Source organism: Pedobacter alpinus (assembly GCF_042684645.1).
Taxonomy (GTDB): domain Bacteria; phylum Bacteroidota; class Bacteroidia; order Sphingobacteriales; family Sphingobacteriaceae; genus Pseudopedobacter; species Pseudopedobacter alpinus.
In genome coordinates this window covers 1-23,269 of the sequence record NZ_JBHULV010000053.1, presented here as the reverse complement: position 1 = coordinate 23,269, position 23,269 = coordinate 1, and the positions used below count along the sequence as shown (strand labels likewise).

25 protein-coding genes and 1 tRNA gene are annotated in these 23,269 nt (G+C 33.0%); 5 read left to right on the top strand and 21 right to left on the bottom strand.

Features of this window, described 5'->3' with window-relative positions; all coding sequences use genetic code 11:
• The first annotated feature begins 155 nt into the window (after positions 1 to 155).
• The 3 genes from ACFSSE_RS16885 (at position 156) to obgE (ending at position 1,986) form a co-directional block, all read left to right on the top strand.
• Positions 156 to 229: transfer RNA gene (locus ACFSSE_RS16885), tRNA-Arg, on the top strand.
• A 68-nt stretch (positions 230 to 297) separates the two neighbouring features.
• On the top strand, positions 298 to 870 hold the full coding sequence (locus ACFSSE_RS16880) for an adenylate kinase (protein ID WP_379044321.1): 573 nt from the start codon (positions 298 to 300) through the stop codon (positions 868 to 870).
• A 117-nt stretch (positions 871 to 987) separates the two neighbouring features.
• Entirely contained in the window at positions 988 to 1,986 is a 999-nt protein-coding gene (gene obgE / locus ACFSSE_RS16875) for a GTPase ObgE (protein ID WP_379044324.1), read from the top strand.
• A gap of 111 nt (positions 1,987 to 2,097) precedes the next feature.
• On the opposite strand, the gene ACFSSE_RS16870 is transcribed toward obgE, so the two are convergent.
• From ACFSSE_RS16870 to ACFSSE_RS16770, 21 genes are all read right to left on the bottom strand, one after another.
• Positions 2,098 to 6,732, bottom strand: coding sequence for a T9SS type A sorting domain-containing protein (locus ACFSSE_RS16870; RefSeq protein WP_379044327.1), 4,635 nt, complete (start codon positions 6,730 to 6,732; stop codon positions 2,098 to 2,100).
• Between the two features lie 211 nt (positions 6,733 to 6,943).
• The gene (locus tag ACFSSE_RS16865; protein WP_379044330.1) at positions 6,944 to 7,537 is read right to left on the bottom strand and encodes a phospholipid scramblase-related protein; all 594 of its coding nucleotides are present in this window, start codon (positions 7,535 to 7,537) and stop codon (positions 6,944 to 6,946) included.
• 207 nt (positions 7,538 to 7,744) lie between these two features.
• The gene (locus ACFSSE_RS16860) at positions 7,745 to 8,134 is read right to left on the bottom strand and encodes a hypothetical protein (RefSeq protein WP_379044333.1); all 390 of its coding nucleotides are present in this window, start codon (positions 8,132 to 8,134) and stop codon (positions 7,745 to 7,747) included.
• Positions 8,131 to 9,537 (bottom strand): 23S rRNA (uracil(1939)-C(5))-methyltransferase RlmD, encoded by a 1,407-nt coding sequence (gene rlmD, locus ACFSSE_RS16855; protein ID WP_379044336.1) that lies wholly within the window; start codon positions 9,535 to 9,537, stop codon positions 8,131 to 8,133. Before rlmD ends, ACFSSE_RS16860 begins: the two co-directional genes overlap by 4 nt.
• Before the next feature lie 490 nt (positions 9,538 to 10,027).
• Positions 10,028 to 10,420, bottom strand: a complete 393-nt coding sequence (locus ACFSSE_RS16850; protein ID WP_379044339.1) for a rhodanese-like domain-containing protein — start codon at positions 10,418 to 10,420, stop codon at positions 10,028 to 10,030.
• 4 nt (positions 10,421 to 10,424) lie between these two features.
• Positions 10,425 to 10,721 carry a thioredoxin gene (gene trxA, locus ACFSSE_RS16845; protein WP_379044342.1) on the bottom strand — a complete coding sequence of 99 codons (297 nt, stop codon included), beginning with the start codon at positions 10,719 to 10,721 and terminating at the stop codon, positions 10,425 to 10,427.
• Between the two features lies 1 nt (position 10,722).
• A complete protein-coding gene (locus tag ACFSSE_RS16840; protein WP_379044345.1) occupies positions 10,723 to 10,980 on the bottom strand; it encodes a hypothetical protein in 258 nt (85 codons plus the stop codon).
• Positions 10,981 to 10,982: 2 nt separating this feature from the next.
• Positions 10,983 to 11,297, bottom strand: a complete 315-nt coding sequence (locus tag ACFSSE_RS16835) for a rhodanese-like domain-containing protein (RefSeq protein ID WP_379044348.1) — start codon at positions 11,295 to 11,297, stop codon at positions 10,983 to 10,985.
• Positions 11,298 to 11,305: 8 nt separating this feature from the next.
• Positions 11,306 to 11,560 carry a rhodanese-like domain-containing protein gene (locus tag ACFSSE_RS16830; protein WP_379044351.1) on the bottom strand — a complete coding sequence of 85 codons (255 nt, stop codon included), beginning with the start codon at positions 11,558 to 11,560 and terminating at the stop codon, positions 11,306 to 11,308.
• Positions 11,553 to 11,756: a DUF6132 family protein gene (locus tag ACFSSE_RS16825; protein ID WP_379044355.1), complete on the bottom strand. Its 204-nt coding sequence runs from the start codon at positions 11,754 to 11,756 to the stop codon at positions 11,553 to 11,555. The genes ACFSSE_RS16830 and ACFSSE_RS16825 overlap by 8 nt, the downstream gene beginning before the upstream one ends.
• 8 nt (positions 11,757 to 11,764) lie before the next feature.
• Positions 11,765 to 12,211: an OsmC family protein gene (locus ACFSSE_RS16820; RefSeq protein WP_379044358.1), complete on the bottom strand. Its 447-nt coding sequence runs from the start codon at positions 12,209 to 12,211 to the stop codon at positions 11,765 to 11,767.
• A gap of 1 nt (position 12,212) precedes the next feature.
• Positions 12,213 to 12,419 carry a YgaP family membrane protein gene (locus ACFSSE_RS16815; RefSeq protein ID WP_379044361.1) on the bottom strand — a complete coding sequence of 69 codons (207 nt, stop codon included), beginning with the start codon at positions 12,417 to 12,419 and terminating at the stop codon, positions 12,213 to 12,215.
• 82 nt (positions 12,420 to 12,501) lie between these two features.
• The gene (locus ACFSSE_RS16810; RefSeq protein WP_379044364.1) at positions 12,502 to 13,131 is read right to left on the bottom strand and encodes a Crp/Fnr family transcriptional regulator; all 630 of its coding nucleotides are present in this window, start codon (positions 13,129 to 13,131) and stop codon (positions 12,502 to 12,504) included.
• A 36-nt stretch (positions 13,132 to 13,167) separates the two neighbouring features.
• On the bottom strand, positions 13,168 to 14,040 hold the full coding sequence (gene cysM, locus ACFSSE_RS16805) for a cysteine synthase CysM (protein WP_379044367.1): 873 nt from the start codon (positions 14,038 to 14,040) through the stop codon (positions 13,168 to 13,170).
• Complete coding sequence (epsC, locus tag ACFSSE_RS16800; RefSeq protein WP_379044370.1) at positions 14,037 to 14,855, bottom strand: serine O-acetyltransferase EpsC; 819 nt, start codon at positions 14,853 to 14,855, stop codon at positions 14,037 to 14,039. The genes cysM and epsC overlap by 4 nt, the downstream gene beginning before the upstream one ends.
• 86 nt (positions 14,856 to 14,941) lie before the next feature.
• Positions 14,942 to 15,100 carry a Txe/YoeB family addiction module toxin gene (locus tag ACFSSE_RS18015; protein ID WP_449304959.1) on the bottom strand — a complete coding sequence of 53 codons (159 nt, stop codon included), beginning with the start codon at positions 15,098 to 15,100 and terminating at the stop codon, positions 14,942 to 14,944.
• 95 nt (positions 15,101 to 15,195) lie between these two features.
• On the bottom strand, positions 15,196 to 15,450 hold the full coding sequence (locus ACFSSE_RS16790; protein ID WP_379044373.1) for a type II toxin-antitoxin system Phd/YefM family antitoxin: 255 nt from the start codon (positions 15,448 to 15,450) through the stop codon (positions 15,196 to 15,198).
• A gap of 80 nt (positions 15,451 to 15,530) precedes the next feature.
• Complete coding sequence (locus ACFSSE_RS16785) at positions 15,531 to 16,283, bottom strand: GLPGLI family protein (protein WP_379044377.1); 753 nt, start codon at positions 16,281 to 16,283, stop codon at positions 15,531 to 15,533.
• A 1-nt stretch (position 16,284) separates the two neighbouring features.
• Complete coding sequence (locus ACFSSE_RS16780) at positions 16,285 to 19,083, bottom strand: outer membrane beta-barrel protein (RefSeq protein ID WP_379044380.1); 2,799 nt, start codon at positions 19,081 to 19,083, stop codon at positions 16,285 to 16,287.
• A gap of 246 nt (positions 19,084 to 19,329) precedes the next feature.
• Positions 19,330 to 19,716, bottom strand: coding sequence for a DUF3037 domain-containing protein (locus tag ACFSSE_RS16775; RefSeq protein WP_379044383.1), 387 nt, complete (start codon positions 19,714 to 19,716; stop codon positions 19,330 to 19,332).
• Positions 19,694 to 20,485: a HipA family kinase gene (locus ACFSSE_RS16770; RefSeq protein ID WP_379044386.1), complete on the bottom strand. Its 792-nt coding sequence runs from the start codon at positions 20,483 to 20,485 to the stop codon at positions 19,694 to 19,696. Before ACFSSE_RS16770 ends, ACFSSE_RS16775 begins: the two co-directional genes overlap by 23 nt.
• 301 nt (positions 20,486 to 20,786) lie before the next feature.
• Here ACFSSE_RS16770 and ACFSSE_RS16765 point away from each other — a divergent pair, with 301 nt between their 5' ends.
• Positions 20,787 to 22,448 carry a M1 family metallopeptidase gene (locus tag ACFSSE_RS16765; RefSeq protein WP_379044389.1) on the top strand — a complete coding sequence of 554 codons (1,662 nt, stop codon included), beginning with the start codon at positions 20,787 to 20,789 and terminating at the stop codon, positions 22,446 to 22,448.
• A 50-nt stretch (positions 22,449 to 22,498) separates the two neighbouring features.
• Positions 22,499 to 23,191: a head GIN domain-containing protein gene (locus tag ACFSSE_RS16760; RefSeq protein WP_379044392.1), complete on the top strand. Its 693-nt coding sequence runs from the start codon at positions 22,499 to 22,501 to the stop codon at positions 23,189 to 23,191.
• Positions 23,192 to 23,269 lie beyond the last annotated feature (78 nt).

Here is a 23,269-nt window from a genome sequence, read left to right as displayed (position 1 = left end):
TAAACTTAAGCATACTAAAGCACAATACTTTATAATTGATTTATAGGGATTTTGATAAAAAATTTTGCAAAACAAATATGAATGCCTATTTTTGCAATCCGATTTAAGAGAAAACATTTAGTTTAACTTAAGAAGGAAAAATAATTTAACATTATGGACCTGTGGCTCAACTGGATAGAGCACTTGACTACGGATCAGGAGGTTAGGGGTTCGAATCCCTTCAGGTTCACATTAATTTTAAGGTAAAGCCTTTTTGCCAAAGCAAAAAGGCTTTTTAAATTTTAATCAAAATCATATATGCTAAATATTGTTCTCTTTGGCCCTCCGGGTGCTGGTAAAGGCACACAATCTCAAAACTTAATACAGCAATATAACTTAGTACACCTATCAACCGGTGATATCTTAAGAGGCGAGATAAGTAATGGAACTCCGCTTGGTTTAGAAGCAAAAAAATTAATGGATCAAGGTTTATTAGTGCCAGATGAGGTAGTAATTGGCATGATTTCTAACAAGTTAGACAGCAATAAAGACGCTAAAGGATTTATATTTGACGGCTTTCCTCGTACAGTAGCACAAGCAGAAGCTTTAGATCAAGTTTTGGCATCTAAAAATGACGCAATTTCTGCAATGATTGCTTTAGAGGTTAATGAAGTTGAATTAGAGAAAAGATTATTAATAAGAGGTAAAGATTCTGGCAGACCAGATGATCAAAACCCAGAAATTATTAGAAAAAGAGTACAGGAATATACTAGTAAAACAGCTCCTGTGGCTAACTTTTATAAAGCACAAAGTAAATTTTACTCGGTAGCAGGAATTGGTACTATCGATGGAATTTTCACAGCAATTAAAGCTGTAGTAGAAAAACTTTAAATGCTTTAATAGCATTAAGAAACTGCTTAATTTTACGAGATTAAGCAGTTTCTTTGTTATTAGTGTTAGGGTTTTAAATTTAAATTCATCTCCGTTAAAGGAGCTTAAATATTCAAAATGTCTCAGGGAACAAACTTTGTTGATTACGTTAAAATTTCATGTAAATCTGGAAACGGTGGCCCCGGTTCTGCATATTTACACAGAGATAAAAAAACAAGTATGGGTGGGCCAGCAGGTGGAGACGGCGCCAGAGGTGGCCATGTAATTGTAAGAGGCAATGCTCAATTGTGGACTTTGCTGCATTTGAAATTTAGGAAACATGTTTTTGCCGGAGAAGGTGGTGCTGGTGGCGCAACCATGAAATCGGGTAAAATGGGTAGAGATGAAATTTTAGAAGTGCCATTAGGTACTATTGCCAAAGATGCCGAAACCGGTGAAGTGCTTTTTGAAATTACAGAAGACGGAGAAGAAAAAATATTGTTAAAAGGTGGAAAAGGTGGCTTAGGAAATTCACACTTTAAATCTCCAACGCACCAAACACCACGTTATGCACAACCAGGGTTGCCTGGCGAAGAGGCTTGGAGAATATTAGAGCTTAAAGTTTTAGCAGATGTTGGTTTGGTAGGTTTTCCGAATGCTGGTAAATCAACTTTATTGTCTGTAATTACTGCTGCAAAACCAGAAATAGGAGATTATCCATTTACTACTATTGTTCCTAATTTAGGTATCGTTTCTTATCGCGGGCATCAGTCTTTTATTATGGCCGATATTCCGGGTATTATTGAAGGAGCATCTGAAGGTAAAGGTTTAGGATTTAGATTTTTGCGCCATATAGAACGAAATGCGGTATTGTTATTCATGGTTCCAGCAGACACTTCGCGTACCATTAAAGAAGAGTATGAGATTTTATTAGCTGAGTTAACTGCCTACAATCCAGAGTTATTGCAAAAACCCAAAGTAATTGCCATTACCAAAACAGATTTGTTAGATGATGAATTGCAAAAGGAAATGGTAGAGCAATTGCCAAAAGGAATTCCGTCTATTTTTATTTCTTCTTTAGCAAACAAAAACTTGATAGAATTGAAAGATTTGCTGTGGAAAGCGATTAATGATTAAAGTTGCTGCTTTTCATAAAACATTTTTGTTTTTAAAAACACTTTAAAATAAAATCTATTTGGGCTACATTAATTAGCCTTAATAGATTTTATTTATAATTTGAAGGGAAATTTACTGTTTTATAAACTTAGCTGAATCATTACCGCTTTTAAGTAAATATAGGCCCGAGGTCAAATTTTGAATATCAAACTCTATTGTACCATAAGCACTTTTGGTTTGTAATATTTTACCGTTTATATCTAAAAGCGTAACATCATTTTTAGCGTTGCTTACAAAAACTTTAAATTGTGCAGGGTTAGGATAAATTGAAAACTCTACACCATCTAATCCTTTAACGTACCTAACTAAATCATCGTAAACAGTTTCATCTCCGTTTAAATCCATTTGTTTAAGTCTGTAATAAGCTGCTAATTTAGCATCGGTATCTATAAATTGATAGTTAGATTTACCATCATAGTTACCTTTACCGTTTACTGTTGCAATTTGGATAAATGTTTTACCATCTAAACTTTTTTCTAAAACGAATTGCTTGTTGTTAATTTCTGAAAGGGTAACCCATGACAATAAATTTCCTTGTGTTTCTGCCTTTGCGGAAAAACTAATTAAAGTAACAGGTAGAACATTAGGGATGGTTACAATACCTGCGGTATTATTGTTAGCCGTTTCCCCATCAAAAATTCTTGCTTTAACGGCATTTCTAAGTGATAAATTAAATGCGGCTGATGGTTTATAATTGTTGAATGTCTGTCCGTTAACTGTGCCATCGTAAGTTACGTCTTTTCCGTCAACGGTTAAACCTGACATTGCTGGGGCAATAATTCTTATAAATGTTGCATTTCCACCGCTAATCTTGGTGTCGTTTAATTGATTTAATCTTGCTTTGGAGCCAAAAATTTGAATTGGGTCGTAATTACTTGCTGGAGTACCTGTGTGGTTAATTAATGTACCTCCTTTTAATGTCATCTCAGAAACAAATGAACCTGTTGATGTTGCATTTTCATTAAGCACTCCAATGAAACTAGAATTGGTAATAGTTGCACCATCAATTATCACATTTGTACTATATGAAGTGTTCCCTGTATTATCTAACCAAATACCAATTCTATTATTTGAGTAGGTGCCATTTTTTATAGTAAATCTATTTGGGAAGAATGTAGATTTTTTAACTGCAAAGGCATAAATCCCGTCAGATGCACCATCAACTGTATTACTTTCTATTAAAATAGAATTGTCACCAGCTAAATTAGCGACAAGAATTCCCTCAAGTACGTTAGAGGAAGGTATAGTAAGACCGTCAGCTGTCCATGTGGTGTAGTCTGCTTTTGTAACGGTGTTATTTGATATTGTTAATGATGGAAAATTAAAACTAGTTGAACCAGTACAAACAATACCGTATTTGTAAGCTGCTATTTGATTATTATTGATAATCATATCGCCATAACCAAATACATTATAATGAGGTTGTATAGCTCTGTCACATCTTGTGAATCTGTTGTTTTTTATTTCAGCAGTATAATTTAAAGTTACTAAACCTAAAGCTGTAGAATTATTAACACCAATTATATTATCGAAGCTATTGTTTTCAATAAATAGTCCATACTGCCCGTTGGTGGCACTCATAACTATTCCTCTTCCAGAGAAATCGGAAAATCTATTATTTATGATAGAATAATTTGCATCATCATTGACTGTTGTTTTTTGAATACCTGTAGCAACCCTAGCTCCTTTATTATTAATTGTGCGAGGTGTATCATCATTTAACAAGTCATTTGTGCCTTCAAGTGAAATGCCATCAATTGTAATGTTTGAAGAAGATAACCTAACTAACGGTATGTTGAAATCAGTTACAGATGGTTTAAGAATAGTTGCTGGTTTTATCCAATTCCAAGGCTCTACACCTGAGTTATTGCCTTTTAATGTTAAAGCTTTTGTGATATCAATTTTTTCTACATAAGTACCTGCTGCTATTTTTATAAGATCAAAATCTGTTGTACTTACATCGTTAATAGCAGCTTGTATTGTTGAGTACCCTTTTTGTTTGTAAACATTAATCACAGGAAAGTCAACTGTGGTAGTTGCTGTTGTTCCGTTATCAGCCAAAAACATAAATTCACCAAATTTAGTGTCACTAAATGTGAGCGTATTTGCAGTTGTGTTTTTGGTTAAGCCGTTAGCAGCAACAATTCTTTTAATAGGTGGGTTTGAAGTTCCATTATATAAGTAAACTGCTAATTCTGTTTCTGTTAAGCCACTATTAAAAGTGTTCTCGTTATATCCAAAAGTTGCGGTATAATTTACATTAGACATCTCTTCGGCCTCAATTCCCCATGAAAAGCCTGCATATTTGGAAGTTCCTATTGGTGCATTTGTATTTAAGCCTCTGTTAAATTCTAAATATAAATAGCCTATTTCGTCTCCGTCATTATTTTCATCATCAAAAACTGTTGAAGCATTTAAATTAATTGTAATAGGAATGCTTGTTTTATTTCCATTTACAAAAGTTGCTAAAGGGAATACAAAGTTTAAATTGGAAGCACTAAAAACTTTTCCTATTTCAGCATCATAATTATTATTAACAACCACATAACCAGGTGTAGCACCGGTATTGTCATAAGTCATATTTTTAGAAAAATATAATTCTGCACCACCGTTGTTGTTATCATTAGTTTTGGATGATACATAAATATCGCCATTTTTAAGACTTAGGCTTTCGGAAATTTCAATTCCACTAGTTATTTCAATACCTGATGTTCTGTCAATTATTAAGTCTTTAACTACCATGTAGTTATCTACCTTTGCTATAGTCCCAGTACCTGCAAATCTAATTGTACCATTTTCTGCATCAATGTCTCCATCATTAAGCAAATCTTCTAAAATGGTAAGTGTAAAATTTTTAACATCTAATTCAGCATCTTCTACAGATATATTTTTCACAGTCAAGTTTTCTACTAAAGAGATGTCATCAGTCATTGATAGATAATAGGGGATTCCGGTAATTTTTGGCATATTTGAAGTAGAACCTGAACCTATATTGAGTATTCCGTAACTGCCTGAGAAGAAAACACTTCCATTAGATGTGTTTATTTCTTCGGCACTTAAACTGGTGTAATTAGGTATTATTAACTTTCCATTATTGATGTTTACAATGTTTCCGTCCATTTCAAATTCCCCATAAAGGGTAATTTCAGCACCGTTGTTTATAGTAATGTTATTTCTAAATTCTACATATCCAGGGTAATATAAACCAAAAGATTTTGTAGCTGTTAAAGTTGGAATACCATTATTTGGACTTACATCTTCTAAAATATAAATATTTCCACCACTAGGGATAGCAGCATAAGCTGCATTAAAAGTTGCATAACCGGTAAAATTGCCAGTAGTTAATTCTGCCAAATAAGGGCCTGTTAAATTGGTAGAATTAATTGATGTTGTTCCTCCATTATTATTAACATCTGAAACTGGTCCCGAAGCAAAAGTTGTAGTTATCGATGGATTTTGAATTGAACCAGTTCTCTTAAAAAATGTATTTGAAATATTTAGACTATTGGTTGCAACGTTTCTAATATCGTAATGATTGTATGTGTTAGCTGTTCCAATATTATTATCGATAAAAGTAGAGTTTATAATTGAGAGAGATCCTCCTTGTGAATTATTTTCATTGATAGCTGTTCCTGACCCATTAAAAGATTCCCCAATTTTTACACCTGCATTATTTTTTGTAAAAAAGCATCTGTCTATTGTTGTATTTCCATTCCAAATTGCTTTTTGTGAAGCAAAAGAGCCAAAATCTCTGGCTTTAATGATAACAGCCGCTCCATTTAAATCAGTACCACTATTAGGTTTGCCGCAACCTGCAAAAGTAGTATTGGTAATATTGATGTTTCCAGTATAGGTTTGCCATTTTAAATCTACATCAACGGCAGCTGGTTGTCCTGTTAAGGTTTGCCCAACCTCTTCAAAAAATGAATTGGTTACCGTTAAACCCGATAATTTTTCGGCATATATACCTTTGTATTTAATTTGTTCAAATTGACAATAATCAAATAAAACATTTGAAACATTAGCTGTTAAAGAAGGAGAAACTGTTTGGGAAGCGTGAAAAGCAATACCCGCATCGTAAACATTAAGTTTTACAAAACTTAGATTACTTACTGTGTAACCATCTGGTATTTTAAAAATTGTGGCTCCGTTTGTACTTCCAGCCGTATAGGCTCCAAATTCATTATCATTCCAATAGCCACTAACATTAGTAAACTCAAATCTTATTTCAGAAGAATTATTAGCGTAAGTTATTACATTTCCGCTCCAAACATTAGAATTTGTACTTGAGCCATAAATATTAATGTTTGAAAATAAAGAATTGGAGGGAACATCAAAAAAAACATTTGCATAACCCTCAATAGTCATGTTTTTAATAACCATTAAATTACTTAAACTTCCACCTGCTGTAAAAGTGATAAAATTACCACCGTTTCCTTTAAAAATGGTGTTTTCGTCTTTTGTACCTTGTATGGTTAATTGTTTATTCACTATTAAACCACTTTCAGAAAATTCACCATTCCCAATATCAATAACATCACCAGCGGAAGAGGCTGCAATTGCTGCTGCTAAGGTGCTTAAAGCATAGTTTGGCGCTTTACCATCGCCAGTAGCATTTTTTCTGACATACCAAGTTGCTGCATGTAAACTTTGAAAAGAGAAAATTAAAATGAAAATTACCGAGAGATTCTTGTAGATTTTTTTCATAAAATTATATTAGATTTTTTAACAAATCTCTATAAAATTAAGTCCCTGAAAAATACCTACTTATGGGTAATTTTTAATTAGTAGAAAAATTTTTATTAAATATTATTTTAGGTGTAAAGTTTATATTTTCTTGTTTACATGAATAATATACAAAGTTTATTCCTTCAGCTACAACAGTAAATAGGCATATAAATAGAATTATCTATGGGTTCTAAAATCGTTCTTTTAAAACCATATCTATACACATTACCGCTGCTAAAATTAATAAACGGTTAGGATCGTTTTCAGGAACACTTTGGTTAATGTTTAGCATATAATTATCAGCAGAAGTGAATAACTCTCTTCCAATACCTGCCCATTTTTTACTTACATGCGCCAGCTCTGTATTGTCTTGAATAAATTTAAAATCCCAGCTAGTCCATTTACCTTTTAAGGTACAAACCACACGGTCGTCTAAATCTAAAATATCAAATTTTCCGCCAATTGAAAAGAATTTTTGTTTAAACTTTCCAATTAATTTTTCTCTTTCATCAAAAACTTCAACGGTAGATACAAATATAGAAACACCTCGTTTTACTCTTAAAATGCTTTCCCCTTGCGGCGTGGTAATTTCAATATCGAATGGCGTCATTCGTTTATAATCTGTAAAGCGAAGTATTTTGCTAAAGAAGCCTAAGTTTTGCTCTCTACAAAGCAAAATCATTTCCTGCGAGTTAGGGTCAAAAATATCATAATTATTAGAGGCTTTAAAAATGCCACGATGTTCTTTTACAAAGAATAGATTTTTGTTTAGGATAGGATTCATGATGTTTTTCTTAATTTATGATAAACATAATGATTTATTTTCTTGATTTAGAAAATGGGATAAGCTAGATGATTTTTGTTTTGCGTTAGGGATAGAAATGGTATCCTTTTTTTGCCACCGGCATAAAGCAGATGGCAAAAAAAGATACCTTGCCTGCGGCAGGCTAATGTTTAGCTCGTCCGACAGCTGGCGCAAACGCCCTGATTTTTATTTATAAGGAAAATACACAAAGTTTGCACCTTCTGGCACAATGGTAAACACGCACATAAAGTCATCTGCGGGTTTAAAACTTTGTATAAACATTTCTTTTTTAGAGTGCTGTATGATTCCTTTTTCTACAAACTCTTCTAATGTGGAGGCTTGAATAGTCCAGCTGGTACCTAATTCTGTACGGTCTAAAATCATTTCGCCAAGGGCAACTTCATGCTGGTGTGCTACAAAAATAGGGTAGGCAGATAAGCCCTCCACCATAATTTCAATTGCAACTTCTCTTAAAGTTTCATTATAAAACTCCAGGTCTCTTTTTAAACTTAACAGCGGACTTTCTGGTGCTGGTTGTTGTCCGCCGTTTTGATCTAATAGTTCTTCTGGAGTCATTTTTTTAGTTTTAAAAGTACAACGTTTTCTACATGCTGCGTATGCGGAAACATATCAACAGGTTTAATGCGCACTAAATCATACTTTTCTTTTAAGCGAATTAAATCGCGAGCTTGTGTGGCAGCATTACAACTTACGTACACAATTTTATCAGCTTCCATTTCCATTAAACGCTCTACCACCTCTGGGTGCATCCCTGCCCTTGGAGGGTCGGTAATTATCACATCTGGTTTGCCGTTATGATTAATGAAATCGTTATTTAAAATGTCTTTCATATCGCCAGCGTAAAAAACAGTATTGTTAATGCCGTTAACTTCAGAATTTATTTTGGCATCAATTATAGCATCTGGTACATACTCTACACCAACTACTTTTTTAGCCATTTTAGCTACAAAGTTGGCAATGGTTCCGGTTCCGGTATATAAATCGTACACCAATTCATCGCCTTTTAAGTCGGCAAAATCACGAGTAATTTTGTACAATTCGTAAGCTTGTAAAGAATTGGTTTGATAAAAAGATTTTGGCCCAATACGAAATCTTAAACCTTCCATTTCTTCCTCAATGTATGCTTTCCCGTTGTATAAGAGTACTTCTTGATCAGAAAAAGTGTCGTTTTTCTTTTGGTTAATGATGTATAATAAAGAAGTGATTTGAAGGAACTGTGCTTTTACAAATTCCATAACCAGTTCTACTTGTCCCTCCTCTGGGTAAGCAAATATTACAATCACCATTAACTCACCGGTAGATGAAGTACGAATTACAAGATTACGTAAAGCACCTTCATGTGCTCTTAAATCGTAAAAAGAAATATTATTTTCGATAGCAAATGCGGCTATACTATTTCTTAAATCATTTGATGGATCTGCTTGCAAATAGCAATGATCTATTTTTAAAATTTTATCGAAACGTAATGGAACGTGAAAGCCTAAAGCATTCAATTCTCTTTCATCCTCAATAATATCATCCTGGCTTGTTAACCAACGTTTATTAGAGAAAGTGTATTCTAACTTATTGCGGTAATATTTATCCTGTACGGATGGTAAAATAGCTTCTGCATGGCTAACATCTAAGCCTGCTAAGCGTTGTAACGCATCTAAAACAGATTTTTGTTTGTATTTGAGTTGCGCCCCGTAATCCATGTGTTGCCATTTGCAACCACCACAAACGCCAAAATGGCTACAAAAAGGTTCTACTCTTTCTGGCGAAGGAGTAATAAGATGTGCAATTTTTGCTTCAGCAAAGTTTTTTTTCTTTTTATAAACGGTAGCATCAACTACATCTCCAGGGATTGCTTTTTCTATAAATACCACTAAATCTTCTGATCGGGCAACTCCTTTACCTTCTTCGGCTATATCATGTACGGTTAAACCCGTTAACGTTTGCTGCTCTCTTGCTCTTCTCAAAACTGTATTTTATTTAAGGGTGCAAATTTAGTAAAAAGGATTAAAGATTGAGGTTTATGGTAGAAGGAATGTTTAATGGTGTTTAAAGTTTGAGGTGGAAGGTTTAGGCTTCGGGTAGAACTAAAGAGAGCTAAATTTAAGGAGAAAGTTTTAGTTTTAAAGTTTAGATAGTTTTAAATTTACGATGCGATAAGGAAAGGATTTAGGCAAAGAAATTCCATACAGCTTTTATTGGAATGCAGTTATTTAGCTGAAATGTTTAATCTATTTAAATAAGCTGAGGATAAAATTCCAAAATGTTAGATTGGATTTTTCTGCTAATTCAAATTGCTCGTCAATCATTGAAGAAAAATCTTGTAGTTCTTTGCGCATTATTTTATTTTTAATTGCACAATATAGCTAATTTTGAACCAAAAACCGAATTGGTATTATTGTTTTAGAATTAAAAGTAGTTTATTAAATTAAGCAGACCAAAGAATTATTAATTTAATTATTTATTGGTTTTTGCTGAAATTGCTGCTGGCCATTTTATTAAGCCTCCATCAAGTTCATAAACTTCTTTAAAGCCTTCATTACGCATAGCTTCTGCTGCGCTGGCGCTTCTTCCTCCACTTAAACAATAAACAAAAATAGGAGATGCTTTATCAAAATTTGATATTTGAGATTGAAAATTGTTGCCATTCCAATCAATATTTATTGCGTTTTGTAAGTGTCCATTTGAAAATTCATCTGGTGTACGCACATCAATAATTGGAGCGTTTGGAAGTGTTTTGATTTTTGCTTCAAAATCTTGAGTATTAAGATTACTGTTGTTTTGTTTTACATTGTTGCTAGAAGCAATTAGTGCGAGAAAAGAAATCAGAATAAAAAAATACTTTTTCATTAAGCTATTGATATTTAGCTAAAATTTTTGCCAATTGATTTGCAGGTACCACACCAGATTGACGCCATTTAACTTCTCCATTTTTAAAAATTATTAATGTAGGTACGCCTTGCACTTGATAAGCGCTTGCTGCTTTTGGGTTTTTATCTACATCAACTTTTAAAATTGTAGTACTATCACCTAAATTCTTTTTTAATTCATCCAAAATAGGTTTCATCATTTTGCATGGTCCGCACCATTCTGCAAAAAAATCTACCAATACAGGTTTGTCTGATTTTATGATTTCTGAAAATGTTGCCATATTATTTAGATTTTACTTCTTCAAATCTAATATCTTCTATTTCTTGCTTATTATATTTTGGGGTTTTAGTGCTACAGTATCCGCTAAAGCAATTTCCGCCGGCACAACCAAAAGAAAATAATCCCATCGCTGCAAAGTAACTTCCTAAAACTACACCAAACCATTGATGTTGCGTTACAGATTGTATAATTACAATTATTCCTAATGTAACATATAATCCTCTTTTAAACGTCCATCCTGATAAAATTCTTTCTCTCATACTTAGTTAATTTTAGTATTTAAACTGATCCAACCACCAGCATTATATACTTCTTTAAAACCATTAGATGTTAAAATGCTTTTTGCCGATGCACTGCGCATACCTGAAGCACAACATGTAATAACAGGTTTGTCTTTTTTAATTTTTGATAAACTGCCTTCAATAGTTTGCAAAGGAATATTTACTGCACCTTTTATATGTGCCGATTGAAATTCTGCCTTGGTTCGCACATCAATTAATTGAGCACCGCTTTGCAAAAGTTCTTTGTAGTTGACTTTTGGTCCTAAACCAAAAATGGTTTTTAAAAACTGTATCATCTTAATAGCTAGTTTAAATTACCGTTAACATCGTACCAACTTCCGCCATTCTCACAATCGATATTGGCGCTTTTTAAAAATGTAGTAGCTTGTTGGCTCCGCATTCCGCTAGCGCAACATAAAACAATTGGTTGCTGCATAGCTTTAATTTCATCTACTCTTAAGTGTAACTCTTGTAAAGGAATATTGACACTCCCTACAACACTTCCTCCCAAATATTCTGCAGGTGTTCTTACATCTATCACTGTTTTTTTATTACTCATGGCTTTTAATTTCTTTTTTAAATAGATTGAACAATAAACCACCCATAACTGCTCCGTTAATACTACTGTTTAAAGGTTTTGAAGTAATAGCGCAAGTGCCACTAGCACAACCTATAAAATGATAATAGTCATAGCCTGCAATTAGACCCAAGAGCACACCTAGTATCGTAAGCTTATGTTGGTTTATAAAATTCATCTTTTTAATTAGTGTTCTTTTTTGTTGTTAAATATTTGCTCGTTGTTATAAAACACTTCCCATGTAACAGGTAAAGCTTTTTTTAACATACTGCTTACGCCGCAATATTTTTCTTGCGAATCGTTAACTGCATTTAACGCAGCTTCTTTGTTTTCTTCACCTCCTTTAAAATCATATTGAAGGTGTATAGCTATATATTCTATTGGTGCTTTTTTGCTAATTTCTCCTGTTGCCTTAATGCTAAAATCATCAACTTCTTTTTGTGCTTTTCTAAGAATTGCAACAATATCCATTCCTGTACAACCAGATAATGCAGATAGTATAAAAGGTTTTGGTGTGGGACCTTGCTCTTCACCGCCAACTTTCTCAGGAGCATCCATTACTACTGTATGGCCATTTATTAATGCATTAAATTGCATTTTACCCATCCATTGGGTTTCAATTTCGTGGCTCATACTATTTAGATTTTTTACATGTAGAAATACCAAAAGGCAAATACAAAGGACATATACTGATGAAACTTGTGGCAACAAAAATTATTGCCAAAACACTAAGTATCAGTGCACTTGTTCCGGTAATTTGATTAGTGAAATATAATACTGCAATAACAATAGCAACTAGTATTCTAATTACTTTGTCTGTTGAACCCATGTTTTTTTTCATCGTCTTTGAATTTTGTATAACAAATATCCAACAATGAATTAATGAATTCTGTGACAAATATCACATACAGAAAAGGGTTTGGTTATAAAGCACTTAAAAGCTTGATTTGGTGGCGGTAAAGTAATAATTTATTGTCGTTTTCTAGTTTTTTTAATAGGCGAGAAATGACTTCTCGTGAGCTTGCCATTTCATTAGCAATTTGTTCATGAGAAAGGTTAATTAATGATGAACCAGTAGCTTTTGATTTTTCTTTAAGATAATGAATTAAGCGTTCATCAAGCTTTTGGAACGCAAGTTGGTCTATAGATTTTAGCAGTTCATTAAAACGGGTGCGAATGGTAGTCATTACAAAACTTTTCCAAGTTGCGTATTTCATCATCCATTCGTCCATTGTTGCTATCGGGATGGCTAAAAATTCAACATCATCTTCTGCTTGTGCTTTAACTTCACTTGGGAATTGTTGCATGCAACAAGTAAAAGACATAGCACAACTTTCTTTTGCACTTACATAATAAAGCAGTAGCTCATGTCCATTTTCGTCAATTCTCGAAATTTTGAGAGTTCCAGAAAGTACAATTGGAATTACCCTAACTGTTTGGCCAATATCAATAATAATATCTCCTTCTTTGGCTTTTAAGTATTGAGCCTTACTTTGAAGCTCCGTTAATAATTCGGGTTCAAACAATGGCGAAAATTGTTCTTTTATGTTCATTTATAACTGAAGAATTAATTTGCCATAAAATATTTTTTACCCAAACAAATCGCTACTTAAATACCTATCGCCTCTATCGCAAGCTATAAAAACAATAACCCCTTCTTTTAATTCTTTTGCTAATTCTAAAGCTGCATAACATGCACCACCACTACTCATACCTGCAAAAATGCCTTCTACTTTAGCTAGTTTTCTGACCATTTGCGTCGCATTATCTTGTGAAATATCAATTACTCTATCTACTCTGCTTGCATCAAAAATTTTAGGTAGATAAGCTGCTGGCCAACGCCTAATTCCGGGTATAGATGCACCCTCTGTTGGCTGGCACCCCACAATCTGAATAGCTGGGTTTTGTTCTTTCAAAAACATGGAAGTCCCCATAATAGTTCCGGTTGTACCCATAGAACTTACAAAATGAGTAAGTTTATGTTCGGTATCTTTCCAAATTTCTGGTCCGGTAGTTTTATAATGTGCTAAGTAATTATCGGCGTTAGCAAACTGGTTTAGTAAAAAATATTCATCAGTTGCACCTTTTTCTTCTGCATAATCTCGACATTTTTCAATATCATCTAACAAAATCACTTTTGCGCCAAAAGCCTCCATGGTTTGTGTGCGTTCTTTGGTAGAGTTGGAAGGCATAATCAGTTCAATTTCCAAATCAAATAAACGAGCAATCATAGCTAAAGCAATTCCTGTATTACCACTGGTTGCTTCTATTAACTTTGTTCCAGCTTTTATATCACCACGTTCAACCGCACTTTTTATCATGTTTAACGCTGCTCTGTCTTTTACGCTACCGGCAGGATTATTACCTTCTAATTTAGCGTAAACTTTAACATTTGCGTTGGTGTTTAGTTTGGTAATTTCTACAAGTGGTGTATTGCCTACTAAATCTATAATTGTACTCATGATTCTGTTAAGTTTGAATTTTCTACCACTTTTATAGTTGGAGTATGGTAAACAGTTGAATTTGGAGCTACACTTTTTGTTAGCCAAACGTTGCCACCAATAATACTATTTGTACCAATAACAGTTGCACCGCCTAAAATGGTGGTATTGCTGTAAATTACCACATTGTCTTCTAATGTTGGGTGGCGTTTAGTACCTGCCAAATTCTTGCTTACACTTAATGCACCCAATGTTACTCCTTGATAAAGCTTTACATTTTTACCTAAAACAGCGGTTTCTCCAATAACAATTCCTGTACCGTGGTCAATACATAAATATTGCCCAATTTGTGCACCAGGATGGATATCAATACCGGTTTTAGAGTGCGCATATTCAGTTAAAATACGCGGAATAAGTGGAGTTTTAAGTTGTAAAAGTTGATGCGCAATACGATAAAATGCAATTGCCATAAAACCAGGATAAGTTCTGATGACCTCAAACTCATTATTGGCAGCAGGGTCCCCGCTATTTAATGCAATAATATCAGTTTTTAAGTTTTCGTAAATAGTGTTTAAACTATCAATAAACTGTTCTGCAATAACGTCGTTATGGCAATCTTTACAAGCTTGGGTAGCATCTAAAAGGTTATTTAGCTCTTTTTTTAATTGCGAAAACTCATCTTCAATTTCTTCTTCCGAATTAAATTTCTTGTCAGAAAGTTCTGGAAAAAGTAAACCAATTATTTGTAATGCCCATTTTGCAATCTCTTCGTTTGGAGGAATTGCTTGTGCACTTTGCTGCCTTTGGTAAAGGGTACTTAAAAAGTCTTTATTCATTTTCTTACACCAAAGGTAAGCAATCGGAGTTTTTTAAGGTACAGAAATAAAAAAATGTTGTTAATGGTTTGTAAAAAAGAATGGTATCAATCATAATGATACCTACATTTTGCAATTAAAATTTCGTCGTCTTGAATTTTATAAATCAATCGATGTTCATCATTAATTCTTCTTGACCAAAAACCTTTGTATTTAAATTTTAAAGGTTCTGGTTTACTAATCCCTGAAAAAGGAGTACGAGAAATGTCCTTTAATAAATCGTTTATTTTAGCTAAAAACTTCTTGTTTGTTTTCTGCTAATAAAGATAATCTTCCCAAGATTCATCAACAAAAACGTATCTCATAAATCTATCAAATCTTTTTCGAAAGATTGTTTATTGGTTAATTTTTCAATAGCAGCATCTAAACGTTTCTCATTTTTTGAAGAGCCTAATTCGTGGTTTGTTGCTAATAACGAATAGTATTCATCTAAAGACATAATCACGACACCATTATCTTTACCTCTATTAATGATAAGAGTTTCAAAATTTTTTGAAACTTTGTCAAAATAGCTTTTAATGTTTTTTCTGAATTCAGAGATAGTGGTAGTTAACATGTTTGTACGTTATTTTGTAGAAAAATAAGTGCAAATATTGATAATAAAAATAGGCTAGTTAGTGCCTCTTTGGTTAAAATTTATAGCAAAAAATACTTTAAACTCTCTTTAAAATACTCTCCCGCTTTTAATATTTTATCTTTTAAGGCTACAATAGTTGTTACTTTTCCTTTGTTAGGGATAATAAAATCTTTATCAGGAACCCCAATATCCGTAACCTTAGTAGCAAACCAATTTACATGTTCTCTTGGGAAAACAACTCCCAAAATCATTCCGGGTAAGCCAGTAAAAGATTCTGGGCCTCCAGAAACAATAATCTCATCTGTATAAAAAGCAACCACATAAATAGAATCCATAATGATGGCGTTTGCTCTGCGGCAATTATAACCTGCAATTTCTCGTACCTCTGAAGTTATTTTCCAATCAATTTTTCTCAGACTATCTTTAACAATAAAGTCTTCTTCAAAAACTGTTTTTTTAGTGCTGAAATTTTTCGCTTTAAAATCGGTGTAAACTTCATTTATTTGCCCAGCATTGGTAAGCCAGTAGCCCATTTTTACTTTTTCGTTATCTTCTAAAACTGGCGTAAAAAGACTTTTGTTTTGGTCAAAAATAAGTTTTGATCTAAATTTAATAAACTGAGGCTGGGTGCTTTTATATTTCTCGTAATATTCTTGCTGAAAAGAATTATCATTATTTTTTGGTTTTAGCAACGCGTAAATATTAACTGTTTTTTCAAATTCAATTATACCGTGGTTTGTGAAACGAGCAAACTGACCATAAGAAATTTGAGTACAAAAAATAAGCGTAAAAGTTATAATGATGTTTTTCATATTAGTTGCTTTTTAAGTTTCCAAATTTTGAGAAATCCCAGATTACTGAGAACAAGAAATATCTTTGAATATTAGTAAATGTTGTTTGGTTAATGCTGGCTCCAAAAGCAGAACGACTAAAACCTACGTTTTGATTTAATAAATCGTTACCTGAAAGGGCTAATTTGATATTGTCTTTTTTCAAGAATGTTTTTGATAAACTACTGTTTATAATAAACCTCTCGAAATTGGTGTTAAATGCTGTTGTTTTTTCTTGGAAATTATAAGTATAGTCTGATTGTATTCTTATTTTTCCTGGGAAGGTGTAAGCTAAAGAGCCTCTGATTGCTAAGGTGTAACCATTAGCGTCTTGTAGTGGTTGTAAGGATGATTTATTTACCTGATATCCGGGAGTTGCAGAAAGCCAGAATTCATATTTATCTTCATAAGTTGACAAACTGAAGGTAGTATTTAAGTTATAACTTTCATTTTTATTAGTTTTTTTAACGTTATTACCTTCAGTAACTAAGTTGTAGAAAGTATTACCATTACCGCCTGCACTAACTCTCCAATAAATTTTTGTAGATGCTATTTTGGCACCATAATCTGCACTTAAATAAAAATTACTCGGTCTTTTATCTTCTAAATTGGTGAATTTTAAAATTCTTTTACCTGCGTCATCAGTACTTACATCGCTAACTATTTCATTGTTTGTGAAACTATAACTAGCATAAGCCCAAATACTTCTGCTTGATAATACTTTATATGAATTAAAGTTTGCCGTAATTCTGTTACTAAAAGCTATATCTAAGTCTTTATTGCCTAAAATCAAATTAAGCGGGTCGTTATTGTTTAGTATTGGTTGCAGTTGATTAACTGTTGGCTGTCTTGTACTTCCATCATAAGAAAACCTTAACGTACTTTGTTTGCTAAATTTATGTTCAAATATTGCGTTAGGTAAAAAGTTGATGAAGTTTCTGTTAAACTCAAAATTACTAATGAGGTTATTTTGGTTTAATTTTGAATTAGCAACTTTAGCTCCTAAAGTGATGCTTTTTTTATCCTTTTTATAACTTAAAGACAAACCACCTTGGTGAGTAGTGCTTTCATAAATCAACTCATTTGAAAAAAGAGAATCTAAAATAACATAATCACCTGCTTGGTTGGTATTAAAGGAATTTAATCTTGAGGTTACGTCGTTAATAGCAAAATCATAATTGGTAGATAATGCTAAGGTTTTAGATACTTTTTCTGTAAAAGTTAAACTTGTTTTATAGGACTCTCCATATTGGTCGTTTTGCTTTAATTGATCAATTACGTTTATACTATCTAAAGCACCAGTATTATTAAAAAAGCTGTTTTTTGATTTTAAAAAGCCCTCGGCATTATTATCAAAATAAGATTGGTTAAACCTGAAAGTTAAAGAACGTCCTAATTTTTTAAATTTCTTTCCGTAAAAAAGGCTGGTATTTAATCTATAGTCTTCACTTTCTTGATTGAAATTTTGCTCACCATTGTTTAATATTCTATCTCCAGCATTGGTAAAACCAGAGGTAAGGGTTGTATATCTATTATCGCTTCTTTTATTGGTATTGTCAAAAGCTATTTTAATGGTGTTGTTGGTGTCTATTTTAAATTCATAAACAGCATTTAACTTATTTTGGTTTAGTAGATTGTTAAAATTTCTGTTGCTGTTATTCGTTAAAATGCTATTTGGTAAACTATTTTGATTGATGCTATTATTAAACCCTAGGTTGCCTAACCTACCAACTTTAAAATCTAAGTTTAAACCGTGTTTATCTTTCCATTTGTTTTCATAATGGATACCGGTATTTATAATGTCTGGAATACCTTGTCCATTAAAACTTTCACTACTAAACTGATCGCCACCATTAAAAAATACGCTTACACTTCCGTCATCACCTATTTCTATATTCGAATTTGAAACGCCAAATTTTCTGGAAGATTCCCAATCTAAACCAGTTCTTTGTGTATTGCCAATGGTACTGTAGAAAGAAAGTTTTTGTTTATTGTTAAATACATTAAACATACCTTGTGTGGTGTAAAAATCGTCATTACCAATACCTGCATCTAACTTGCCAAAAAAACCTTTTTTCTTATCTTCTTTAAGTTTTAGGTTTATGGTTTTGTTTAAAACGCCATCATCAATTCCGGTAAATTTTGCATTCTCACTTTTATCATCATAAAGTTGTACTTTATCAACCATATCCGATCTCAAATTCTTTGTTACTAGGGTAGGGTCGTCACCAAAAAACTCCTCACCATCTACCAAAACTCGGGATACTGTTTGTCCTTGGGCAGTTATTTTCCCATCTTTATCTATTTGTATGCCGGGCAGTTGTTTCAATAAATCTTCAACTTTTGCATTTGGTTGTACTGTAAAACTGCCGGCATTAAATTCAGTGGTATCGCCTTTAACACGTATAGCAACAGCTTCGCCTTTAAAAATAACTTCTTGTAGCAACCTAGCTTTTAACAATAGGTTTTTTTGCAAAAAATCTTTGGTTGGGTTTTCTTTGTCAATTGTAAAAGGTTCTACATAATCGGCGTAAGCTGGGTAGCTAAATAGTAGAAAATAGTTGCCATTTTTAATGTTATTAAAGCTAAAACTGCCATCTGTTTTAGCTCTAGTAAAACTCACAAGGATAGAATCTTTTTGTCTTAACAAACTAATAGAAGTATTTGCAAGCTTAACATCAGAAATACTGTCAATCACAAAGCCTTTAATTTGCGATTCTTGGGCAACTAAATTGATGATAAAAAATAAGTTGATAAAGCTTAGTAGTAGAATTTTTTTCATGTTGTAGGTAGATTAACTAAAAACTTAGGTAAACATATCAACAAAATTTTGAATTGCAAAATAGGAGTTAATTTTTAACAAAAATTAACAATGTTAATTGATGGTTAATTGTTTACGGAATATTGAAATGAATTGGTTTTTGAGAATTGGCTTAATAAAAAATATTACACTTATCACTACTAAGGTCATTAAATTAAATTAAACTAGGTTCTGATAGGATAAGCACATGGGAGAAAGAGAAGTTAATTACAAAACCATTTCCTCAAAAATTTTATTTAAAGAGCAAGCAGCATCAGCCTTACAAAAACCAGGATGCACTTTAGAACATTGTATAACCGTACTTCTAGTGGCGGTAAGCCATCTAAACCGAGAAGGTATATCTAATTCAGAAATAATAGAATCACCTTTTGTTCCTTCCGCAATTGCTACAAATGCTTTTAAATTTTTTTCAAGTTCTTCGCAATCTAAATCGCTTTTTAGTGCTAATAATTTAATAGTATCAAGCTTATATTTTGCTTTTAAAAATTTTTGGTTTTTGCAATATAAAATAACACCAACATTTATAAATTCCTCACGCTCTACCCTTGGCACAACCCGAATTATAGCATACTCAAATAGCTGTGGTTCTTGCATTTTCAATAGCTTTAATAAAGTTTGAAGAGTGATTTATACGTGTATTCAAAAATTCTAAATAAGCATTTCTAAATTCTTGTGGCGTTTCAAAAAAAGTATCGGTAAGCCATTCATCAGGTATTAAACTAACCACACTTTCTAAAAATGAATTAGTTAATAATTCTTTGGCTTTTTTATCAATATCGTTTATTTGTGTAACTTGTTTTAATAAAACATGGTCTTTAATTAATAAAAAAGGGGAGAGGGCTTGTTCTTTCCAATTGGTCCACGAATGATGAAAATATAAAGCAGCACCATGGTCTATCAGCCAAAGTTCTTTATGCCACATCAACATATTGGTGTTTTTGGCAGTTCTGTCCATATTCATCAGTAAAGCATCCATCCAAACAATGGTTGATGCCAATTCCTCATCTAAAACATTTACAGCTGGGTCAAAAGTAATAGCTCCAGATAAGTAATGTAAAGCTAAATTTAAACCAGTACTAAATTTTAATAAATCCTGAATTTCTTCATCAGCTTCGGTTCTACCAAAAGCTTCATCTAAATTTGCAAAAACAAGTTCCGGCATTTTTAAACCCAATTTGCGGGCAATTTCGCCACCAATTAATTCGGCAATTAAAGCTTTTGTGCCTTGGCCAGCTCCTCTAAATTTTAATACATATAAAAATTCATCGTCGGCCTCGGCAATTGCAGGCATAGATCCGCCTTCTCGCAAAGGAGTTACATAACGCATTACATTTACAGTGCGTAAATTGGGTTTATTTACCATAATGTAAAGCTATTTGAAAAAATTGGTTTTTAAGCATTGTTTGTTTTAACCACAAAGGGTCCAAAGATTTTTCACAGAGAAAGAAGAAATGTTGTTTCATGAATCACCAAAATTTTCGAATCTTATGCTTCAATCTGCGAAAATCAGCGAAATCTGCGGGAACAAAAACTTTTAATCAGGCTTTAATTATATTTGTGCTCAAGCTCCACTTCCTCTGGTGTTAAAAAAACCATTTGTAATGATGCTGTGAATTTTTGACCTACTTTTAAATATTTCTTATGTTTAAGTTTTAAATAACAATATGAAAGTAGTTTATCCATTTTTAATAGGCACATATATATTATTGCTAGCAACTTCTTTAAACAGTTGTGCACAATTATTAGGAGACAAAGAAACCTTTAGCAAAGCCGATTCTTTGCGGGGCAGTTTAACATCGCCATACAGAACTTGTTACGATATAAATTATTACCACCTTAATGTAAAAGTTAATCCCAAAGAGAAATTCATCAGCGGAAGCAATCTTTTTAAATTTACAGCCACCACCAATTTTAAAGAGCTACAGTTTGATTTATTTGAAAATTTAGCGATAGAAAAAGTTGTGTATCATAAAAAAGAATTAAAGTTTAGAAGAGAATTTAACGCAGTTTTTTTAACTTTTAACCAAGAGATTTTAAAAGGTAAGCAAGATAGTTTTACCGTTTACTATTCGGGTAAACCAATTGTTGCAAAAAGAGCGCCTTGGGATGGAGGTTTTGTATTTGCAAAACATGATGACGGTAAAGATTGGATTGCAACAGCTTGCCAAGGAGTTGGTGCAAGTATATGGTGGCCAACAAAAGACCAACAAGCAGATGAAGTGGATAGCATGCTCATCAGCGTAAGCGTTCCTAAAGAAATTATGAATGTTTCTAACGGCAGGCTAGTTGGTAAAACAGAGCTAAAAGATGGTTATACCCGTTACGATTGGAAAGTTGTTAACCCAATTAACAACTATAACATAGCAGTAAATGCAGCCAACTACGCACACTTTAATGATAATTATGCAGGCTTAAACGGCAACTTAACTATAGATTATTATGTACTGCCCGAAAATGAAACCAAAGCCAAAAAGCAATTTACCGATGTAAAGCGAATGTTAGCAGCTTTTGAACATTGGTTTGGTCCATATCCTTTTTACAAAGATGGCTTTAAATTAGTAGAAACGCCGCATTTAGGAATGGAACATCAAAGCGCAGTTGCTTATGGTAATCAGTATAAAAGAGGTTATTTAGGTAAAGATTTATCAGGAACTGGTTGGGGTTTAAAGTGGGACTTTATTATTGTGCATGAAGCTGGACATGAGTGGTTTGGGAATAATATCACCTCTAAAGATATTGCAGATATGTGGATACATGAGGGCTTTACCTGTTACTCCGAAAATTTATTTACAGAATACCATTATGGTAAAAATGCGGGAGCCGAATATGTGAGAGGTTTGCGAAAAAACATTTCTAACGACCAACCAATTATTGGCCCGTATGGTGTAAATAAAGAAGGTTCTGGTGATATGTATTATAAAGGCGCAAACATGCTTCATACCATTAGGCAGCTAGTTAACGATGATAAAAAATGGCGTTCAATGCTGATTGGAATGAATAAAAAATTTGGAAAAATAACGTGTACTACAGCAGATGTGGTGAATTATTTTAACCAACAGTCGGGTTTAAACTTAACCAAAGTCTTTAACCAATATTTGAAATTCAGAAGCATTCCGGTTTTAGAAGTCAGGCAAAATGGTAGCAATGTAGAGTGCCGTTGGTTAGCCAATGTTATTGATTTTGATATGCCTTTGCAATTGGCTGATAAAAATAAAACATGGATAAAACCTACAAAAAATTGGCAAGTTGTTCCAAATATTGTAGAAGCTAAAAATGTGATAGTTAGCGAAGATTTTTATATCGATTTAAAAATTATAGAGAACTAATGCAACTATTTCCCAATTTATACGTCTATAATTGAAACAGTATTTTCAAAATGAAAAAATCAAAGGCAATATTAATTTTCTTATCAATAATAGTTTTCTCTGTTTTAAGTGTTCATGCACAAGATAACCGTACCATAAAAAACTTTCATGGAATAGCCAATTCTGGTGCTTTTGAGGTTTATGTACGCATGGGCGATAAAGAAAGTATTGAGGTTGAAGGCTCTGAAGAAGATTTAGAACGCATAGAAACTATAGTTCAAAACGGAATACTTAGAATAAGAACCAAACGTAACATAAACAACTGGAACGAAGCAGTTAATGTTGTTAAAATTTACATTACAGCTATTAAGTTAGATGCTCTAATGCAATCAGGTTCCGGAATAATATCCGTTGAAGGAGATTTGAATTCTGCTAATGCAGATATACAAGTTAGCGGCTCTGGACAAATTAAAGTTGGTTTAAAAACGCAAAGTGCGAGTATAACTTTAAGTGGGTCTGGAAATTTAGTTTTAGATGGTAAAGTTGGAAACCTAAAAATAACGATGTCTGGCTCTGGCGATGTAAATGCAGATAAGCTAATTGCAGAAACTGTAAAAGTGAAATTGGCCGGTAATGGAGTTGCTTATGTTTATGCAGAAAGTGAGCTAGAAGCTGCAATAGTTGGACCCGGTGAAGTTAAATATTTAGGAAATCCTAATATTACCACCAGCAAATTAGGCAATGGTAAGGTAAGTAAAATGTAATTTGCTTTGGGAGCAGGGTCAACGCATGAAAAAAGTAAAAAATCGTAGGGTTATTCACATAATGTTAGTTTCTGCTTA

Coding starts and splice junctions, on each gene's coding strand:
- ACFSSE_RS16880 (WP_379044321.1), top strand. CDS start 298: ATGCTAAATATTGTTCTCTTTGGCCCTCCGGGTGCTGGTAAAGGCACA.
- obgE (WP_379044324.1), top strand. CDS start 988: ATGTCTCAGGGAACAAACTTTGTTGATTACGTTAAAATTTCATGTAAA.
- ACFSSE_RS16870 (WP_379044327.1), bottom strand. CDS start 6,732: ATGAAAAAAATCTACAAGAATCTCTCGGTAATTTTCATTTTAATTTTC.
- ACFSSE_RS16865 (WP_379044330.1), bottom strand. CDS start 7,537: ATGAATCCTATCCTAAACAAAAATCTATTCTTTGTAAAAGAACATCGT.
- ACFSSE_RS16860 (WP_379044333.1), bottom strand. CDS start 8,134: ATGACTCCAGAAGAACTATTAGATCAAAACGGCGGACAACAACCAGCA.
- ACFSSE_RS16850 (WP_379044339.1), bottom strand. CDS start 10,420: ATGAAAAAGTATTTTTTTATTCTGATTTCTTTTCTCGCACTAATTGCT.
- trxA (WP_379044342.1), bottom strand. CDS start 10,721: ATGGCAACATTTTCAGAAATCATAAAATCAGACAAACCTGTATTGGTA.
- ACFSSE_RS16840 (WP_379044345.1), bottom strand. CDS start 10,980: ATGAGAGAAAGAATTTTATCAGGATGGACGTTTAAAAGAGGATTATAT.
- ACFSSE_RS16835 (WP_379044348.1), bottom strand. CDS start 11,297: ATGATACAGTTTTTAAAAACCATTTTTGGTTTAGGACCAAAAGTCAAC.
- ACFSSE_RS16830 (WP_379044351.1), bottom strand. CDS start 11,560: ATGAGTAATAAAAAAACAGTGATAGATGTAAGAACACCTGCAGAATAT.
- ACFSSE_RS16825 (WP_379044355.1), bottom strand. CDS start 11,756: ATGAATTTTATAAACCAACATAAGCTTACGATACTAGGTGTGCTCTTG.
- ACFSSE_RS16820 (WP_379044358.1), bottom strand. CDS start 12,211: ATGAGCCACGAAATTGAAACCCAATGGATGGGTAAAATGCAATTTAAT.
- ACFSSE_RS16815 (WP_379044361.1), bottom strand. CDS start 12,419: ATGAAAAAAAACATGGGTTCAACAGACAAAGTAATTAGAATACTAGTT.
- ACFSSE_RS16810 (WP_379044364.1), bottom strand. CDS start 13,131: ATGAACATAAAAGAACAATTTTCGCCATTGTTTGAACCCGAATTATTA.
- cysM (WP_379044367.1), bottom strand. CDS start 14,040: ATGAGTACAATTATAGATTTAGTAGGCAATACACCACTTGTAGAAATT.
- epsC (WP_379044370.1), bottom strand. CDS start 14,855: ATGAATAAAGACTTTTTAAGTACCCTTTACCAAAGGCAGCAAAGTGCA.
- ACFSSE_RS16790 (WP_379044373.1), bottom strand. CDS start 15,450: ATGTTAACTACCACTATCTCTGAATTCAGAAAAAACATTAAAAGCTAT.
- ACFSSE_RS16785 (WP_379044377.1), bottom strand. CDS start 16,283: ATGAAAAACATCATTATAACTTTTACGCTTATTTTTTGTACTCAAATT.
- ACFSSE_RS16780 (WP_379044380.1), bottom strand. CDS start 19,083: ATGAAAAAAATTCTACTACTAAGCTTTATCAACTTATTTTTTATCATC.
- ACFSSE_RS16775 (WP_379044383.1), bottom strand. CDS start 19,716: ATGCAAGAACCACAGCTATTTGAGTATGCTATAATTCGGGTTGTGCCA.
- ACFSSE_RS16770 (WP_379044386.1), bottom strand. CDS start 20,485: ATGGTAAATAAACCCAATTTACGCACTGTAAATGTAATGCGTTATGTA.
- ACFSSE_RS16765 (WP_379044389.1), top strand. CDS start 20,787: ATGAAAGTAGTTTATCCATTTTTAATAGGCACATATATATTATTGCTA.
- ACFSSE_RS16760 (WP_379044392.1), top strand. CDS start 22,499: ATGAAAAAATCAAAGGCAATATTAATTTTCTTATCAATAATAGTTTTC.